Source organism: Streptomyces kronopolitis (assembly GCF_050953795.1).
Taxonomy (GTDB): domain Bacteria; phylum Actinomycetota; class Actinomycetes; order Streptomycetales; family Streptomycetaceae; genus Streptomyces; species Streptomyces kronopolitis_A.
Genome location: NZ_CP191850.1, coordinates 2,727,982 through 2,744,180, shown reverse-complemented (window position 1 = coordinate 2,744,180; position 16,199 = coordinate 2,727,982). Strand labels below are relative to the sequence as shown.

General features: G+C 72.6%; 18 protein-coding genes and 1 pseudogene. 15 read left to right on the top strand and 4 right to left on the bottom strand.

Annotation, left to right across the window (positions count from 1 at the left end; genetic code table 11):
• Positions 1–88: 88 nt before the first annotated feature.
• The 3 genes from ACQP17_RS12000 to ACQP17_RS11990 all read left to right on the top strand — a co-directional run bounded on the left by ACQP17_RS12000 (position 89) and on the right by ACQP17_RS11990 (position 2,411).
• A complete protein-coding gene (locus tag ACQP17_RS12000) occupies positions 89–1,171 on the top strand; it encodes a nitronate monooxygenase (protein WP_433856264.1) in 1,083 nt (360 codons plus the stop codon).
• Complete coding sequence (locus ACQP17_RS11995; protein ID WP_433856263.1) at positions 1,168–1,911, top strand: 16S rRNA (uracil(1498)-N(3))-methyltransferase; 744 nt, start codon at positions 1,168–1,170, stop codon at positions 1,909–1,911. Before ACQP17_RS12000 ends, ACQP17_RS11995 begins: the two co-directional genes overlap by 4 nt.
• 188 nt (positions 1,912–2,099) lie before the next feature.
• Positions 2,100–2,411 (top strand): hypothetical protein, encoded by a 312-nt coding sequence (locus ACQP17_RS11990; protein WP_433856262.1) that lies wholly within the window; start codon positions 2,100–2,102, stop codon positions 2,409–2,411.
• Between the two features lie 113 nt (positions 2,412–2,524).
• Here ACQP17_RS11990 and ACQP17_RS11985 read toward each other — a convergent pair whose 3' ends face one another.
• Complete coding sequence (locus ACQP17_RS11985; protein ID WP_433856261.1) at positions 2,525–2,953, bottom strand: OsmC family protein; 429 nt, start codon at positions 2,951–2,953, stop codon at positions 2,525–2,527.
• 221 nt (positions 2,954–3,174) lie between these two features.
• Here ACQP17_RS11985 and ACQP17_RS11980 point away from each other — a divergent pair, with 221 nt between their 5' ends.
• Both ACQP17_RS11980 and ACQP17_RS11975 read left to right on the top strand, forming a co-directional pair.
• Complete coding sequence (locus ACQP17_RS11980; RefSeq protein WP_364883822.1) at positions 3,175–3,531, top strand: histidine triad nucleotide-binding protein; 357 nt, start codon at positions 3,175–3,177, stop codon at positions 3,529–3,531.
• A 10-nt stretch (positions 3,532–3,541) separates the two neighbouring features.
• Entirely contained in the window at positions 3,542–4,447 is a 906-nt protein-coding gene (locus tag ACQP17_RS11975) for a ribonuclease Z (RefSeq protein ID WP_433856260.1), read from the top strand.
• 103 nt (positions 4,448–4,550) lie between these two features.
• Here the strand turns inward: ACQP17_RS11975 and ACQP17_RS11970 are convergent, their stop codons facing one another.
• A complete protein-coding gene (locus ACQP17_RS11970) occupies positions 4,551–5,366 on the bottom strand; it encodes an HAD family acid phosphatase (protein ID WP_433856259.1) in 816 nt (271 codons plus the stop codon).
• Positions 5,367–5,703: 337 nt separating this feature from the next.
• Between ACQP17_RS11970 and ACQP17_RS11965 the strand changes: the two genes are divergently transcribed.
• Positions 5,704–6,789 carry an S-(hydroxymethyl)mycothiol dehydrogenase gene (locus ACQP17_RS11965; RefSeq protein ID WP_433856258.1) on the top strand — a complete coding sequence of 362 codons (1,086 nt, stop codon included), beginning with the start codon at positions 5,704–5,706 and terminating at the stop codon, positions 6,787–6,789.
• Positions 6,789–7,418, top strand: coding sequence for an MBL fold metallo-hydrolase (locus tag ACQP17_RS11960; RefSeq protein WP_433856257.1), 630 nt, complete (start codon positions 6,789–6,791; stop codon positions 7,416–7,418). Before ACQP17_RS11965 ends, ACQP17_RS11960 begins: the two co-directional genes overlap by 1 nt.
• Before the next feature lie 79 nt (positions 7,419–7,497).
• Here ACQP17_RS11960 and ACQP17_RS11955 read toward each other — a convergent pair whose 3' ends face one another.
• Together ACQP17_RS11955 and ACQP17_RS11950 are read right to left on the bottom strand one after the other, a co-directional pair.
• Complete coding sequence (locus ACQP17_RS11955) at positions 7,498–8,202, bottom strand: Clp protease N-terminal domain-containing protein (protein WP_433856256.1); 705 nt, start codon at positions 8,200–8,202, stop codon at positions 7,498–7,500.
• Positions 8,203–8,294: 92 nt separating this feature from the next.
• Positions 8,295–9,635 carry a 6-phospho-beta-glucosidase gene (locus tag ACQP17_RS11950; protein WP_433856255.1) on the bottom strand — a complete coding sequence of 447 codons (1,341 nt, stop codon included), beginning with the start codon at positions 9,633–9,635 and terminating at the stop codon, positions 8,295–8,297.
• A 66-nt stretch (positions 9,636–9,701) separates the two neighbouring features.
• On the opposite strand from ACQP17_RS11950, the gene ACQP17_RS11945 reads away from it, so the two are divergent.
• The 8 genes and pseudogenes from ACQP17_RS11945 (at position 9,702) to era (ending at position 16,104) form a co-directional block, all read left to right on the top strand.
• Positions 9,702–10,856, top strand: a complete 1,155-nt coding sequence (locus ACQP17_RS11945; RefSeq protein WP_433856254.1) for a carbohydrate kinase family protein — start codon at positions 9,702–9,704, stop codon at positions 10,854–10,856.
• A gap of 187 nt (positions 10,857–11,043) precedes the next feature.
• On the top strand, positions 11,044–12,048 hold the full coding sequence (locus ACQP17_RS11940) for a PhoH family protein (protein WP_364883839.1): 1,005 nt from the start codon (positions 11,044–11,046) through the stop codon (positions 12,046–12,048).
• A gap of 96 nt (positions 12,049–12,144) precedes the next feature.
• Entirely contained in the window at positions 12,145–12,642 is a 498-nt protein-coding gene (gene ybeY, locus ACQP17_RS11935; RefSeq protein WP_249637482.1) for an rRNA maturation RNase YbeY, read from the top strand.
• Positions 12,643–12,653: 11 nt separating this feature from the next.
• Complete coding sequence (locus ACQP17_RS11930; protein WP_433856253.1) at positions 12,654–13,997, top strand: hemolysin family protein; 1,344 nt, start codon at positions 12,654–12,656, stop codon at positions 13,995–13,997.
• Positions 13,998–14,266: 269 nt separating this feature from the next.
• Positions 14,267–14,479: pseudogene (locus ACQP17_RS11925) on the top strand (hypothetical protein); the annotation flags it as partial.
• A 26-nt stretch (positions 14,480–14,505) separates the two neighbouring features.
• Complete coding sequence (locus tag ACQP17_RS11920; RefSeq protein ID WP_433856252.1) at positions 14,506–14,688, top strand: hypothetical protein; 183 nt, start codon at positions 14,506–14,508, stop codon at positions 14,686–14,688.
• A complete protein-coding gene (locus tag ACQP17_RS11915; RefSeq protein ID WP_433856251.1) occupies positions 14,673–15,050 on the top strand; it encodes a cytidine deaminase in 378 nt (125 codons plus the stop codon). The genes ACQP17_RS11920 and ACQP17_RS11915 overlap by 16 nt, the downstream gene beginning before the upstream one ends.
• A gap of 106 nt (positions 15,051–15,156) precedes the next feature.
• The gene (gene era, locus ACQP17_RS11910; protein ID WP_372509238.1) at positions 15,157–16,104 is read left to right on the top strand and encodes a GTPase Era; all 948 of its coding nucleotides are present in this window, start codon (positions 15,157–15,159) and stop codon (positions 16,102–16,104) included.
• Positions 16,105–16,199 lie beyond the last annotated feature (95 nt).

The following is a 16,199-nucleotide window of genomic DNA, read 5'->3' as shown; positions in this document are numbered from 1 at the left end:
TGAGCCGGGGTCCGACGGGCCGTTGACCGGCAGCCGCACAGCGTGGCCCCGATGCGGGGTGAGGCGGTGGGCGTGACACGATGAGGTCATGCCCACCGCGCTCACCGATCTCTGCCGCCACCCGATCGTGCAGGCCCCCATGGCGGGCGGCGGATCCGGGCCCGAACTGGCCGCCGCGGTCTGCGGCGCCGGCGGTCTCGGCTTCCTCGCCGCCGGTTACAAGACCGCCGACGGGATGTACCAGGAGATCAAACAGCTGCGGTCGCTGACCGACCGGCCCTTCGGCGTCAACCTCTTCATGCCGCAGCCGTCCCTGGCCGACGGCTCCGTCGTCGAGGTCTACCGCGAGCAACTCGCGGGCGAGGCCGCCTGGTACGAGACCGAACTCGGCGACACCGAGGGCCCCAGCGACGACGGCTACGAGGCCAAGCTGGCGATCCTGCGGGAGGACCCGGTGCCGGTGGTGTCCTTCACCTTCGGCTGTCCCTCGCGCACCGTCCTCGACTCCTTCGCGCAGGTCGGCACGTACACCGTCGTCACGGTCACCACCGCCGCCGAGGCGCAGGCCGCCCAGTGGTCCGGCGCCGACGCGGTGTGTGTGCAGGGCGTGGAGGCCGGCGGGCACCAGGGCACGCACCGGGACGACCCGCACGCGGACGGGACCGGCGCGGGGCTGGGCCTGCTGGCGCTGCTCGGCCAGGTCCGTGAGGCCGTACAGATCCCGGTGATCGCCGCGGGCGGGCTGATGCGCGGCGCCCAGCTCGCCGCGGTGCTGGCCGCCGGGGCGAGCATGGCGCAGCTGGGCACCGCCTTCCTCGCCACCCCCGAGTCGGGCGCCAACCCGCTGCACAAGCAGGCGCTGACCAACCCCCTGTTCACCCATACCGAGTTGACCCGGGCGTTTTCCGGGCGCCCGGCCCGCGGGCTGCTGAACCGCTTCATGCGCGAGCACGGCCCGTACGCACCGGCCGCCTATCCGGCGGTCCACTACCTGACCTCCACCGTCCGCAAGGCCGCCGCCAAGGCGGGCGACGCCCAGGGGATGAACCTGTGGGCGGGGCAGGGCCACCGGCTGGCCCGGGAGCTGCCCGCCGGGCGACTCGTGGAGGTCCTGGTCGCCGAACTGGACGCGGCACGCGCCGCGTTGAGCCTGCGCGGCGGTGCCGCGTGACCGCGCCCGTCTTCCTTGTCGATTCGCTCGCGGACGTCCGGGCCGGCGGCACCCTGCTCCTGGACGGCCCCGAGGGCCGGCACGCGGTGTCGGTGCGCCGGCTGCGGACCGGCGAGGAGGTCGTCCTGACGGATGGTCAGGGCGCCGGCGCGCACGGCACGGTCGCCGCCGTCGAGGGCAAGGACCGGCTCACCGTCGCGGTCACCGCGCTGCGCGCCGAGGAGCCGCCGCAGCCCACGATCACCGTCGTCCAGGCGCTCCCGAAGGGCGACCGCGGCGAGCTGGCCGTCGAGACGATGACCGAGACCGGCGTGGACGCCATCGTGCCCTGGCCGGCGGCGCGTTGTGTCACCCAGTGGAAGGGCGAGCGGGCCGCCAAGGCGCTGGGCAAGTGGCGCGCCACGGCCCGCGAGGCGGGCAAGCAGTCCCGCCGGCTGACCTTCCCCCGGGTCGCCGACCCGCTGCCCACCAAGCAGGTGGCCGCGCTGCTCGCCGACGCGGACTTCGCGGCCGTGCTCCACGAGGAGGGCAGCACCCCGCTGGCCACCGCCGAACTCCCCGCCCGGGGCTCGATCGTGCTCGTCGTCGGGCCGGAGGGCGGGGTCTCCCCGGAGGAGCTGGCTACCTTCGCCGAGGCCGGCGCCCGGCCCTACCGCCTGGGCACGACCGTGCTGCGGACGTCCACGGCGGGCACGGCGGCCACGGCGCTGCTGCTGGGGCGCACGGGGCGCTGGAGCTAGGGTCTGTCGTTTGGATCAGCCGCGCCCGTTGCGGTGTTCGGGCGCACGGTGAATGCTGGCCGGGTGGCTCGCCGTCGGTCCGACGCGGTGCCCCGGCCGAAGGAAGGAGCGTCTCGCGATGCGATTCCGAACCTGGCCGTCCGCCCGGAAAGTCCGGGAGTCCGGGCGGCGGTTCCGGAAGGAACGAGATGTCCCGTACGGACAGGACGAAGCCGCCGTGGGTGCGCTACGCGGAGCACCGCCCCCGGCCGATCCATGATCACCGTTACGGCCCCTGCGACCTGCCGCCGCACCCGACGCGGGAGGACACGGACACCCGCTGCCGCTGGCAGGAAACGATCCTGATGCTCATCGGCCGCGGCTGCTGCGCGGGCGGCAAGAAGCGCTCGCACGTCAGGGAGCGGCAGCAGTGGGCCCGGATCGGCAACCGCAGGGAGCGCCATGCGGCCCGGCGGGAGGCCCGCAGTCTCGCCGCCGGGCGGGCACCGGACGGCGAGTGACCCCGCCCCTCGCGGGCCGGCAAGCGTGAACGCACAGCGGTGCGCCGCGGACCTCACGAGTCCGCCGGCGCACCGCCGTTCACCCGAAGGGCGCCGGACCGGCCGGCGCCCGGTCAGACCAGCTCGGCCGAGAGCGTGATGTTCTTGACGCCCGCCAGTGCCTGGCTCACCGGGCAGTTGGCCTTGGCGTCCTGCGCCGCCGCCTGGAACTCCTCCTCCGAGAGGCCGGGGACGCTGGCCCTGACGGTCAGGGCGATGGCGGTGATGCCCTCACCGGGCTGGAAGGTGACGTCGGCCTGGGTGTCGAGGGCCGCGACGGTGTAACCCTTGCCCGCCAGGCCGTGCGAGAAGGCCATGGAGTAGCAGGAGGAGTGGGCCGCCGCGATCAGCTCCTCGGGGCTGGTGACGCCGCCCGGCTGCTCCGCGCGGGCGGGCCAGTTCACGTCGTACGTACCGACCTTGGAGGACTCCAGGGCGACGGTGCCCTTGCCCTCCAGGAGGTTGCCTTCCCAGTGGGTCTTGGCGGTGCGCGTGGTTGCCATGGTGCAAAACTCCCGGTTGTGGGCGAAAGCGATGTCCCGGCCCAGCTTAGTGAGCCGCGGGCCGGACGCCGCGGAGGGCCCGGAATACCGCCCTCCGATGGGTGCGCGGACCACCCCGCCCGTCTCCGCCCCGGCCCTTGCCGCGCCCCGTGGACGCCGCCCGGTAGCATCCGAGGCCCGTACGCACCGTGCGCGCGGGGACGAGCTGGGAGGAGTCACCGGTGGCGGGAGAACCGCAGGCCGATTGCCTGTTCTGCAAGATCGTGGCGGGGGAGGTGCCGGCGACCATCGTCCGGGAGACCGAGACCACCGTCGCGTTCCGCGACATCAACCCCCAGGCCCCGACGCACATCCTGGTGATCCCCAAGGTGCACTACGCGAACGCCCTGGAACTGGCCGCAGCGGAACCGGCCGTCGCCGGCGACGTGCTGCACCAGGCGGGTCTGGTGGCCGCCGCGGAGAAGGTCGACGAGACCGGCTACCGCATCGTGTTCAACACCGGCCCCGGCGCCGGCCAGACCGTCTTCCACGCCCACGCGCATCTGCTGGGCGGCCGCGACCTCCAGCGTCTGGTCTGACGGGGCCGACTTGTCCGTACGCGAACTGGTCGTCCTGGGGACCGCCAGCCAGGTCCCCACCCGGCACCGCAACCACAACGGCTATCTGCTGCGGTGGGACGGTCAGGGGCTGCTCTTCGACCCCGGAGAGGGAACCCAGCGGCAGATGCTGCGCGCCGGGGTCGCCGCCCACGACCTGAACCGGATCTGCATCACGCACTTCCACGGTGACCACTCGCTGGGCCTGGCCGGGGTGATCCAGCGGATCAACCTCGACCGGGTGCCGCATCCGGTCACCGCCCACTACCCGGCCAGCGGGGAGCGGTTCTTCGACCGGCTGCGGTACGCCACCGCCTACCGGGAGACGGTACGCCTGGAGCAGCGGCCGGTGAGCGCCGACGGCGAGCTGGACCGCACGCCGTCCTACGCCCTTCAGGCGCACCGCCTCTCGCATCCGGTCGAGTCCTACGGCTACCGCCTCGTGGAGCCGGACGCCCGCCGGATGCTGCCGGAGCGGCTGGCGGCCCACGGGATCGGCGGGCCGGACGTCGGGCTGCTGCTGCGGCGCGGCGAGCTGAACGGCGTCACCCTCGACGAGGTGAGCGAGCGGCGGCGCGGCCAGCGGTTCGCCTTCGTCATGGACACCCGGCTGTGCGAGGGCGTCCATGTGCTCGCCGAGGGCGTCGACATGCTGGTCATCGAGTCGACGTTCCTCGACGAGGACACCGAGCTGGCCGTGGAGCACGGCCATCTGACCGCCGGGCAGGCCGCGGGGGTGGCCGTGCGGGCCGGGGTGCGGCATCTGGTGCTGACGCACTTCTCGCAGCGCTACTCCGACCCCTCGGAGTTCGAACGGCAGGCCCGGGCGGCGGGCTTCACCGGCGAACTGACCATCGCCCAGGACCTCTTGCGGGTACCGCTGCCCAAGCGGCGCTGACCACGCGGGACGCCTAGGCGGTACGGCGGCCCGCGCACGGCGCGGGCCGCCGTACCGCACGTCGCTCCGGCCCGCCCCGCCCGGGCGCGGGCCGGAGTCCTCGTCACGGCAGGAAGTACATCGGGTTCGGCAGCTTGAAGGTGCGCTCCGCGGCGCCGCCGTTCAGATCGCTGTACTGGTCACCGAAGTTGGCCACGATGTGGTAGCCGAGGGACTCGATGTGCTTGCGGGTGCCCGACTTGTACTCGACGGTGGTGCAGGTGGCGCCGCACGGCAGGTAGGCCGGCGGGTGCTCGGTGTCCTTCAGGTACACGTGCCGGCGATCCAGCGTCTCCCCGTAGCCGACGTTCTTCAGGTTGCGCACGCTCCAGTCGCGCTGCGCCTCCTTGCGGCCGGTGAGGAAGAAGACCTCGGCGCCCTTGTCGTGCGCCCAGTTGACCAGCCGGTTCATCCCGAAGACCGGGTCCATGTCGGTGCTCTGCAGGTACGTGTCCTGGCTTTCCGGGGTGAAGTGGAAGCCGACCTGCAGCTCGTAGTTGTAGGTGAGCAGGGTCGTGTCGTCGATGTCGAGCACGATGGCCGGCTTCGCCCTGCCGCCGGTGCGCCCGTGGCGGTCGAGGGCCTTGGTGAGGTAGGCGCGGGCCTTGGCCTCGATGCCGTGGACCTGCCGTGCGTAGTTGCTGCGCGGGGAGGCGTAGTGCTGTCCGTCCGCCGTCACCGTGTCGCCGTAGTACGCCTTGATCTTGTCCTGCACCTGCGTGAGGTTGGGGATCTCCTTGTCGGTGCGCGGCACGGAGTGTTCGGCGGAGGCCTGGCCGATGCCGAACGCGGCGGTGCCGGTGACCAGGGCGGCGACCGTCGCGGCACCGAGGCGGGCCCTGCGGGTCAGGGCGGTGCGGAAACGGGTGGGGCGGGGCATGCGCGGCTCCTCAGAATTGTCATGAGCGGACCCATGGGTCGGCTCCAGTAGGTCTAACAGAGCCTCACATCGGTATCTACGCGCGAAGATTCAACGGTTGGTAAAGGCTGGGCGTACAACGGGAGTTGACGGCCGTGGGGCACCCCCGGGGGGCGGCGGGCGCGCGACCGGGCGTGCGGAGGCGGTGGCGCCGCCGGTGAAGGGCCCGGCCGGCGGGCTGATCACGGACCCGGCCGAGGTCCTGTGCGCGCGGGCCCGCCGCGCGTACGGTGAGGCACGGATCGGTGGCGGTGCGCCACAGTGGTCCCGTACGTGATCTTTGAAAGGGGCTGTCCCGATGGCACAGGAAGTGCGCGGCGTGATCGCGCCGGGGAAGAACGAACCGGTCCGGCTGGAGACGATCCTGGTCCCGGACCCGGGCCCCGGCGAGGCCGTGGTGAAGATCCAGGCGTGCGGGGTGTGCCACACCGATCTGCACTACAAGCAGGGCGGCATCAACGACGACTTCCCGTTCCTGCTCGGGCACGAGGCGTCCGGCGTGGTGGAGTCGGTCGGCGACGGGGTCACCGACGTGGCGCCCGGAGATTTCGTCGTCCTCAACTGGCGTGCGGTGTGCGGCCAGTGCCGGGCCTGCAAGCGCGGCCGCCCCCAGTACTGCTTCGACACCCACAACGCCCGCCAGAAGATGACCCTCAAGGACGGCACGGAGCTGAGCCCGGCGCTGGGCATCGGCGCCTTCGCCGACAAGACCCTGGTCGCCGCCGGACAGTGCACCAAGGTCGACCCCGGGGCCTCGCCCGCCGTGGCGGGGCTGCTGGGCTGCGGGGTGATGGCGGGCATCGGCGCGGCGATCAACACCGGCAACGTCGGGCGCGGCGACTCGGTCGCGGTCATCGGCTGCGGCGGCGTCGGCGACGCGGCCGTGGTGGGCGCGCGGCTGGCCGGGGCCGCCCGGATCATCGCGGTGGACATCGACGACCGCAAGCTGGAGACCGCGCGCTCCATGGGCGCCACCCACACGGTCAACTCCCGCACCGACGACCCGGTCGAGGCGGTCCGCGGGCTGACCGGCGGCTTCGGCGCGGACGTCGTCATCGACGCGGTGGGCCGCCCCGAGACCTACCGGCAGGCCTTCTACGCCCGCGACCTGGCCGGAACCGTCGTCCTGGTCGGCGTCCCCACCCCGGACATGACCCTGGAGCTCCCGCTGCTGGACGTCTTCGGCCGCGGCGGCGCCCTCAAGTCCTCCTGGTACGGCGACTGTCTGCCCTCCCGGGACTTCCCGATGCTGATCGACCTCCACCAGCAGGGCCGCATCGACCTCGGCGCCTTCGTCAGCGAGACCATCGGCATCGAGGACGTGGAGCAGGCCTTCGCGCGGATGCAGGCGGGCGACGTCCTGCGTTCGGTGGTGGCGCTCTGATGGCGGCCCGCATCGACCACCTGGTCACCTCCGGAACCTTCTCGCTCGACGGCGGCACCTGGGACGTCGACAACAACGTCTGGATCGTCGGCGACGACGACGAGGCGATCGTCATCGACGCCGCCCACGACGCCGACGCCATCCTCGAAGCCCTCGGCGGCCGGACGCTGCGCGCGATCATCTGCACCCACGGGCACAACGACCACATCGACGCCGCCCCGGCCCTGGCCTCCCGCACGGGCGCGCGGATCCATCTGCACCCCGCCGATCTGCCGTTGTGGAAGATGACCCACCCGGACACCGCACCGGACGCGGAGCTGGCGGACGGCCAGGTGCTGACCATCGCCGGGACGGACCTGACCGTGCTGCACACCCCGGGGCACGCGCCCGGCGCGGTCTGCCTCCACGCCCCCGAGCTGGGCACCGTCTTCACCGGAGACACCCTCTTCCATGGCGGCCCCGGCGCCACCGGCCGGTCCTTCTCCGACTTCCCGACCATCGTCGCCTCGATCCGCGACCGGCTGCTGACCCTGCCCGCGCACACGCAGGTCCGCACCGGGCACGGCGACCCGACCACGATCGGGGACGAGGCCCCGCACCTGGAGGAGTGGCTCAAGCGGGGGCACTGACCGGCGGTTTCGGCGCGGGCCGTCGTGCGCGGCCGTCCCTCACCGCGCGGGACCGGTCCTGCGCGGTGACGGGCGACGGTTATCGCTCGTCGCCCGCGGCGTGCCGCTGGGCCGTCTCGGTCCTGATCGTCTCGCGCAGTTCGTCCGGGGTGAAGCCGAGGCCGCGCAGGATCCGCGCGGCCGGGCTCTCCTCGGTGCGGAGCAGGCCCAGCAGGGTGTGTTCGGTGCCGACCCAGTCGTGGCCGAGGTCGTCCGACGCGCGGCGTGCCTGCTCGATGGCCTCCTTGCTCTCCGGCCGGAAGGCGATGTGGCCCCGCAGGGCCTTCTCCCCGGCCGGCGGCAGCGCATCCTCGATCGCGTCGCGGATGCGCTGCTCCGACGCGGTCTTCGCGAGCAGTACCTGGTATGCCAGGCCGTGCGCTTCGCCGAGCAGGCCGAGCAGCAGGTGTTCGGTGCCGATGAAGTCGTGCTTGTGCGTGCGGGCGGCCTCCTGCGCCAGCACGATGCTGTGCCGGTTCAGGTGGGTGTAGCGCTCGAAGGGGCCGGGTGCGTGGCGTTGCTGGGCGGCCTGCTTGGAGACCCCGATGGCGTCGCCGATCTCGGTCCACGAGGCGCCGCTCTTCTTGGCCTTGCTGACGTAGTGGTCGATGAGCTGGTCACCGAGGTCGGACAGGGTCTGGGCGCGCAGCCGCGCCTCACTGATCCGGGCCAGATCGCCGGCGCCGGGGAGATCCTCGTCGAGCCGGGCGATCAGGTCGGCGAGGCTGATGTCGAGTGGGCTCATGCGTCAAGATTAAGTTGACGATCGAGTGGCGTCAACCCGTAATTGACGATCCCTTTTCCGTGCTCCCTCTCCGACGCCTGGTCCCGCCCCCGTCACCCCTCCCCGGCCGCCCGTTCCAGGATGCGGGCGGCCACCGCGGGGGAGTCGACCAGCGGGTGCAGTGCCAGCGCCCGCAGCGCGGCGCCGCGGTCCTTGAAGGTGGCCGCCTCCACGGTCGCCCGTTCCACCGCCTTGAGCTGGAGCATCAGCCCCAGTTGGTCCTCGCGCAGCGGCGCGGTGGGCAGGGGCCGCGCGCCCTTCGCGCTCACCTCGCACACCGTCTCCACGATCGCGTCCGGCGCCAGCTGCGGCACCGTCGTCCCGTTGCGGACGTTGAGGATCAGCCGGGTGCCGCTGTCGCCGAGGAGGGCGTGCATCAGCGCCAGCGCCACCCGGTCGTAGCCGCCGCCCTCCAGGTCGTGGCTGTCGCGCTGCCAGCCGCCGGAGGCCTCCCGGCTGTGCGCCATGTACGTCTCCTCGCGCTCCAGCCGGGTCCGCTCCCACAGCCGGTAGGCCCCGTCGGGGCCGTCGGCCGCCGCGGCCCGCGTGAAGAAGCCGCCCTGCTGCTGGTCGAGGAACTCGCCGCGGGTCTCCCGGGTGTCCCGTACGGAGTCGAGGGTCTCGCGGCGGAAGTAGTAGTAGTGCAGGTACTCGTTGGGCAGGGCGCCCAGGGTCCGCAGCCACTCCCCGCCGAACAGCCGGCCCTCCTCGAAGGACCCCAGCGCGGCGTCGTCGGCCAGCAGCCCCGGCAGCAGCTCGGCGCCGTCCAGCGTCAACGACCGCAGCCAGCCGAGGTGGTTGAGGCCCACGTAGTCGTAGCCGGCCCGGGCCGGATCCGCGAGGGCCGCCGGGTCCGTCCCCGCCGCCCGCGCCGCCCGGCGCACCAGCCCGATCGGCGAATCGCAGATCCCGATGACCCGGTCGCCCAGCACCTGCGACATCGCCTCGGTGACCGTGCCCGCGGGGTTGGTGAAGTTGATGACCCACGCCCCCGGGGCGAGCGCCGCGACCCGCTCCGCGATGTGCAGCGCCACCGGGACCGTCCGCAGCCCGTAGAGGACACCGCCCGCGCCCACCGTCTCCTGGCCGAGCACCCCCTCGGACAGCGGGATCCGCTCGTCCCGGATCCGCCCCGCCGTACCGCCCACCCGGATCGCCGAGAAGACGAAGGCGGCGCCGGCCAGCGCCTCGTCCAGACTCTCCGCGACCCGGACGGGAACGGGCGCCGGATGCCCCTGCGCCAGCCGTGCCAGCACCTGGGCGATCACCGCCACCCGGTGCGGGTCGGTGTCGTGCAGCACCACCTCGGAGACGGCGGGTGCCGGGTCGTCCAGCAGGGCGCGGTAGACCAGCGGCACCCGGAAGCCGCCCCCGCCGAGAATCGTCAGCCTCATGGGGCGGAACGTACCGCAGCATCAGGCACACTGGCGGCACGTGCAGAAACGAGAGGGGAGAGCACGGTGAGCAGCCGACGCGATGACCTTCCGACCGCGGGCCCGGCCGCGGTGCCACCGAGCCTCGATCCGCTGGCCGGTGTGCGCGCCGACGGCGATCCGCACACCGATGTCTACCTCACCGGCACGGTCTTCCTGGACATCATCTTCACCGGTCTGGATTCCGCCCCCGTCCGCGGTACCGAGTCCTGGGCACGCGGCATGGGCTCCAGCCCCGGGGGCGTCGCCAACATGGCCACCGCGCTGGCCCGGCTCGGCCTGCGCACCTCACTCGCCGCCGCCTTCGGCGACGACCACTACGGCGAATACTGCTGGGAGGCGCTCGAACAGGGCGAAGGGATCGACCTGGCGCTGTCCCGCACGGTCCCCGGCTGGCACTCCCCGGTGACCGTCTCCATGGCGTACGAGGGCGAGCGCACGATGGTCTCGCACGGCCACGAGGCGCCGCCGCCCGACTTCGCCTTCGACGGCAAGCACGCCCCGGGCTGCCCGCCGCCGACCCGGGCCTGCGTCGCCTCGCTGGTGCCGGGCCGCCGGGAGGGCTGGCTGGGCTGCGCCGCGGGCCGCGGCAGCCGCATCTTCGCCGACGTGGGCTGGGACGACAGCGGCCGCTGGGACCCCGCCGACCTCGCCGACCTCGAACACTGCGAGGCGTTCCTGCCCAACGCCGAGGAGGCGATGCGCTACACCCGCACGGACTGCCCGCGCGCCGCCGCCCGCAAGCTCGCCGACCTGGTCCCGCTCGCGGTGGTCACCCTGGGCGCGGAGGGCGCCTACGCGGTGGACGGGCGCAGCGGCGAGAGCGCCGAGGTCCCCGCCATCGACGTGGAGGCGCTGGATACGACCGGCGCCGGGGACGTCTTCGTCGCCGGCTTCGTCACCGGTACGCTCGCCGACTGGCCGCTCACCGACCGGCTCGCCTTCGCGGGGCTGAGCGCCGCGCTGTCCGTGCAGGAATTCGGCGGCTCGCTGTCCGCGCCGGGCTGGGCCGAGATCGCCGCCTGGTGGCAGCAGGTGCGGGGGTACGGGACGGACGCGGCGGGCACACCGGGTGCGCTGTGCCGCCAGTACGGCTTCCTGGACGAGGTGCTGCCCGCGGCCTACCGGCCGGCCCCGCTGGCCCGCGCGCTGCCGACGCTGGGCTTCCGCCGCCCGGCCTGAGCCGCCGCCGGGACGGGCCCCGGGCGCTCCCGGCGCCGCCTCGCGGCGGGCCCCGCTGCTCCGTCCGGCGGGAAAAGCCCTCGGGGCTGTCGGTGCCCCGTCGTACTCTTGTATCCCAAGGAGCCGGTGCCGGCAGGCACCTCTTACGAGCAAAGGATGGGGGTTGAGCAGGCCACCGGGCCGCCTTATGACTCAAACACCCACACAACCGCAGGCGCGCGCCCAGTTCACCGTCCCGGCCAAGCACCCCATGGTCACGGTCCTGGGCTCCGGAGACTCCCTTCTGCGCGTGATCGAAGAAGCCTTCCCGGCGACCGACATCCACGTCCGGGGCAACGAGGTCAGCGCGGTCGGTGACGCCCGGGAGGTCGCTCTCGTCCAGCGCCTCTTCGACGAGATGATGCTGGTGCTCCGCACCGGCCAGCCCATGACGGAGGACGCGGTGGAGCGCTCCATCGCCATGCTGCGTGCGGCCGAGGACGGTGAGGGCGCCGACAGCGAGACACCCGCCGAGGTGCTCACCCAGAACATCCTCTCCAACCGGGGCCGCACGATCCGCCCCAAGACCCTGAACCAGAAGCGCTATGTCGACGCCATCGACACGCACACCGTCGTCTTCGGCATCGGCCCGGCCGGCACCGGCAAGACCTACCTGGCCATGGCCAAGGCCGTGCAGGCGCTGCAGGCCAAGCAGGTCAACCGGATCATCCTGACCCGCCCCGCGGTCGAGGCCGGCGAGCGGCTCGGCTTCCTGCCGGGCACCCTCTACGAGAAGATCGACCCGTATCTGCGCCCGCTCTACGACGCGCTGCACGACATGCTCGACCCCGACTCCATCCCGCGCCTGATGGCCGCGGGCACGATCGAGGTCGCCCCGCTGGCGTACATGCGCGGCAGGACGCTCAACGACGCGTTCATCATCCTCGACGAGGCGCAGAACACGAACCCCGAGCAGATGAAGATGTTCCTCACCCGCCTCGGCTTCGAATCGAAGATCGTCATCACCGGCGATGTCACCCAGGTCGACCTCCCGGGCGGCACGAAGAGCGGTCTGCGCCAGGTCCGGGAGATCCTGGACGGCGTCGACGATGTGCACTTCTCCCTGCTCACCAGTAAGGACGTGGTCCGGCACAAGCTGGTCGGCCGTATCGTCGACGCCTACGAGAAGTACGACAGCCGCAACGGCCAGTGAGCCCGCCGGCCGGTGACCCCGGCCGGCGCCGCGCCCCACCGACGCACCACCGACCCACCACCGGGCACGCACCGAGAAGCGAGAAGCACCACCCTCATGTCCATCGACGTCAACAACGAGTCCGGCACGGACATCGACGAGCAGGCCATCCTGGACGTCGCCCGCTTCGCCGTCGCCAGGATGCGCATCCACCCGCTCTCCGAGCTGTCCGTCATCGTCGTGGACGCCGAGGCCATGGAGCAGCTCCACCTCCAGTGGATGGACCTCCCCGGACCCACCGATGTGATGTCCTTCCCGATGGACGAGCTGCGTCCGCCGGCCAAGGACGACGAGGAGCCCCCGCAGGGACTCCTCGGTGACATCGTGCTGTGCCCGGAGGTCGCCAAGAAGCAGGGCGAGGAGGCCCCCACGGGGCACAGCATGGACGAGGAGCTCCAGCTGCTCACCGTCCACGGCGTGCTCCACCTCCTCGGCTACGATCACGAGGAGCCGGACGAGAAGGCCGAGATGTTCGGCCTCCAGGCGGCGATCATCGACGGCTGGCGCGCCGAGCAGGGCCTGACCGGCCCCTCGCCGGCCCCCACCGTGACCTGACGGGACACCCGATGACCACCCAGCTGATCGCGGTCGCGGTCCTGCTCGTCGTGATCGCCTGGCTCGCCGCCTGCGCGGAGGCCGGCCTGGCCCGTACGACCAGCTTCCGCGCCGAGGAGGCCGTCCGCTCCGGGCGCCGGGGCAGCGCGAAGCTCGCCGCCGTCGCCGCCGACCCCACCCGCTACCTCAATGTCGCGCTGCTGGTGCGCGTCGGCTGCGAGATGGCCGCGGGTGTGCTGGTCACCTACGCCTGCCTGCGCTCCTTCGAGGAGACCTGGCAGGCGCTGGCCGTCGCCATGGGCGTGATGGTGCTGGTCTCCTACGTCGCCGTCGGGGTCTCCCCGCGGACCATCGGCCGCCAGCACCCCCTGAACACCGCGACCGCCGCCGCGTACGTCCTGCTGCCGCTGGCCCGCGTCATGGGCCCGATCCCGCAGCTGCTGATCCTCCTCGGCAACGCCCTCACCCCCGGCAAGGGCTTCCGCAAGGGCCCGTTCGCCTCCGAGGCCGAGCTGCGCTCGCTGGTCGACCTCGCCGAGAAGGAGTCGCTGATCGAGGACGAGGAGCGCCGGATGGTGCACTCGGTCTTCCAGCTCGGCGACACCCTCGTGCGGGAGGTGATGGTGCCCCGGACGGATCTGATCGCCGTCGAGCGCTTCAAGACCATCCGTCAGGCGCTGACCCTCGCCCTGCGCTCCGGCTTCTCCCGGATCCCGGTGACCGGCGAGAACGAGGACGACATCGTCGGCGTCGTCTACCTCAAGGACCTCGCCCGCAAGGTCCACATCAGCCGCGACGCAGAGAACGAGCTGGTGTCCACGGCCATGCGCCCCGCCGTATTCGTCCCCGACACGAAGAACGCCGGTGATCTGCTGCGCGAAATGCAGCAGGACCGCAATCACGTCGCGGTGGTCATCGACGAATACGGCGGCACGGCCGGCATCGTCACCATCGAGGACATTCTGGAGGAGATCGTCGGCGAGATCACCGATGAATACGACCGTGAGCTGCCGCCCGTCGAGGACCTCGGCGACGGCCGCTACCGCGTCACCTCCCGGCTGGACATCGGCGACCTCGGCGAGCTGTACGGCCTCGCCGAACTGGACGACGAGGACGTGGAGACGGTCGGCGGACTGCTCGCCAAGCTCCTGGGCCGGGTCCCGATCGCGGGTGCCACCGTCGAGGTCGACCTCTCCGACGACGCCTCCGACCCCGGCCTCAAGGCGCTCCGGCTGACCGCCGAGGCGCCCTCCGGACGCCGCAACAAGATCATCACGGTGCTGTGCGAGCCGGTGCGGCCGGAGGGGGCGAGCGCCTCCCCGGAGTCGTGGACGGGCGGCCGGACCGCCGGCTGAGCGGACGGGGAACGCACTGCCGCTTTCCCGGCGGTGCATTTCCCGTAACGGCTTTCCCGCTGATGGCTTTTGCTCCGGCGACTTCCCCGTTCGGCGGGGGAGACGATTCCCGCCGCCCGATCGCCGCCGGTTCCTTATCTCCAGTGCACCGCAGATGTTCTGCAAGCCATGTCCCCGGACGCTGGATTCCGTGTGCTGCGCCGTGGAAGGATCTTTATGCGGCTGCGGAACGTGCCGCCTTGGGTATTGCGTAAGAGAAATCTTGCCAAGTGGGTTGCCCCGGCCACGGGGGACCGGGGCAACCACCCTTTCCGTCAGCCGCGCCGGGGCGCACGTGCCGTCCGCGGACCGGCGGCGACCAGCAGCGCGACCACCGCGACCGGCTGGGAGGTCAACGCCCCCTGTTCGTGGCCCAGTTCCGTGTCGCGTGTGCGGTCCGCCCGGGCGACGAGGGCTTTGAGGCGGTCGTCCGGGAGGTCTCCGCGGCCTGTGCGGAGTTCACCGAGCCGTGGGCGCGCGCCGACGCGTCCGGGACGGTGGCACGCTGCACAAGGAGCTGGCGCATCCGCTCGTCGGCGCCCTGCTCTTCGAGACCGCCCTGCTGCGGATCCCGGTCCGCCCCGCGGCGCCGGGGGAGGCAAGGGCCCGCGCCGCCCGCTGTCCGCCGTCCCGCATATGCTCGCCGGTATGAGCGATGCCGCAGCCCTGGACCCCGAAGACCGCAAGATCATCACGCTCGCGCGCTCGGCGCGGGCCCGCAACGGCGTGCCCGAGGGCGCGGCCGTCCGCGACGAGACCGGCCGCACCTACGTCGCCGGCACCGTCGCCCTGGACTCGCTCCGGCTCAGTGCGCTGCAGACGGCCGTCGCCATGGCCGTCGCCAGCGGCGCCACGTCGCTGGAGGCCGCGGCCGTGGTCACCGACGCCGAGCACGCCGCCGACGCGGACCGCGCGGCCGTACGCGACCTCGGCGGCCCCGCGACGCCCGTCCTGGTCGCCGGCCCCGACGGCACCCTGCGCGGCACCGTCCCGGCGGGCGAGCCGCAGGCCTGAGCCGCCCGGGCGGCGGCGACCGCGGCGGGCGGCCCGCCGGCACGGAGGGCCGCCCCGCCGGGTGCCCGGGGCCGGGTGGTCGGAGCCGAGCCCGGGATCGGGGAGAATGGGCGCCATGAGCGTTCGTACAGAGTCCTCCGCCGCGCACCGCGCGGGCTTCGCCTGCTTCGTCGGTCGCCCCAACGCGGGCAAGTCCACCCTGACGAACGCTCTCGTCGGCACGAAGGTGGCCATCACCTCCAACCGCCCGCAGACCACCCGGCACACCGTGCGCGGCATCGTGCACCGTCCCGAGGCCCAGCTGGTCCTCGTCGACACCCCGGGGCTGCACAAGCCGCGCACCCTGCTCGGTGAGCGGCTGAACGACGTGGTCCGCACCACCTGGTCCGAGGTCGACGTGATCGGCTTCTGCCTGCCCGCCGACCAGAAGATCGGCCCCGGTGACCGCTACATCGCCGCCGAGCTGGCCGGCATCAAGAAGACCCCCAAGGTCGCCATCGTCACCAAGACCGACCTGGTCGACTCCAAGGCGCTGGCCGCCCAGCTGATCGCCATCGACCAGCTCGGCACCGAGCTGGGCATCGAGTGGGCCGAGATCATCCCGGTCTCCGCCGTGGGCGACACCCAGGTGTCGCTCCTCGCGGACCTGCTCGTCCCGATGCTCCCCGAGAGCCCGCCGCTCTACCCCGAGGGCGACCTCACCGACGAGCCCGAGCAGGTCATGGTCGCCGAGCTGATCCGCGAGGCCGCGCTGGAGGGCGTGCGCGACGAGCTGCCGCACTCCATCGCCGTCGTCGTGGAGGAGATGCTGCCGCGCGAGGACCGCCCCGCCGACAAGCCGCTCCTGGACATCCACGCCAACGTCTACATCGAGCGCCCCAGCCAGAAGGGGATCATCATCGGCCCCAAGGGCAAGCGCCTGAAGGAGGTCGGCACCAAGTCCCGCAAGCACATCGAGGCGCTGCTGGGCACGCCGGTCTTCCTCGATCTGCACGTCAAGGTGGCCAAGGACTGGCAGCGCGACCCCAAGCAGCTGCGCAAGCTGGGTTTCTGAGCCGCTCGGGCTCCGGCGCGCGCCGAACGCTGTCCGCCGGCCCGAAAAGCCCGCCGCACGGCCCACCGGACATCCGGCGAACCGTGCGGAAGGGG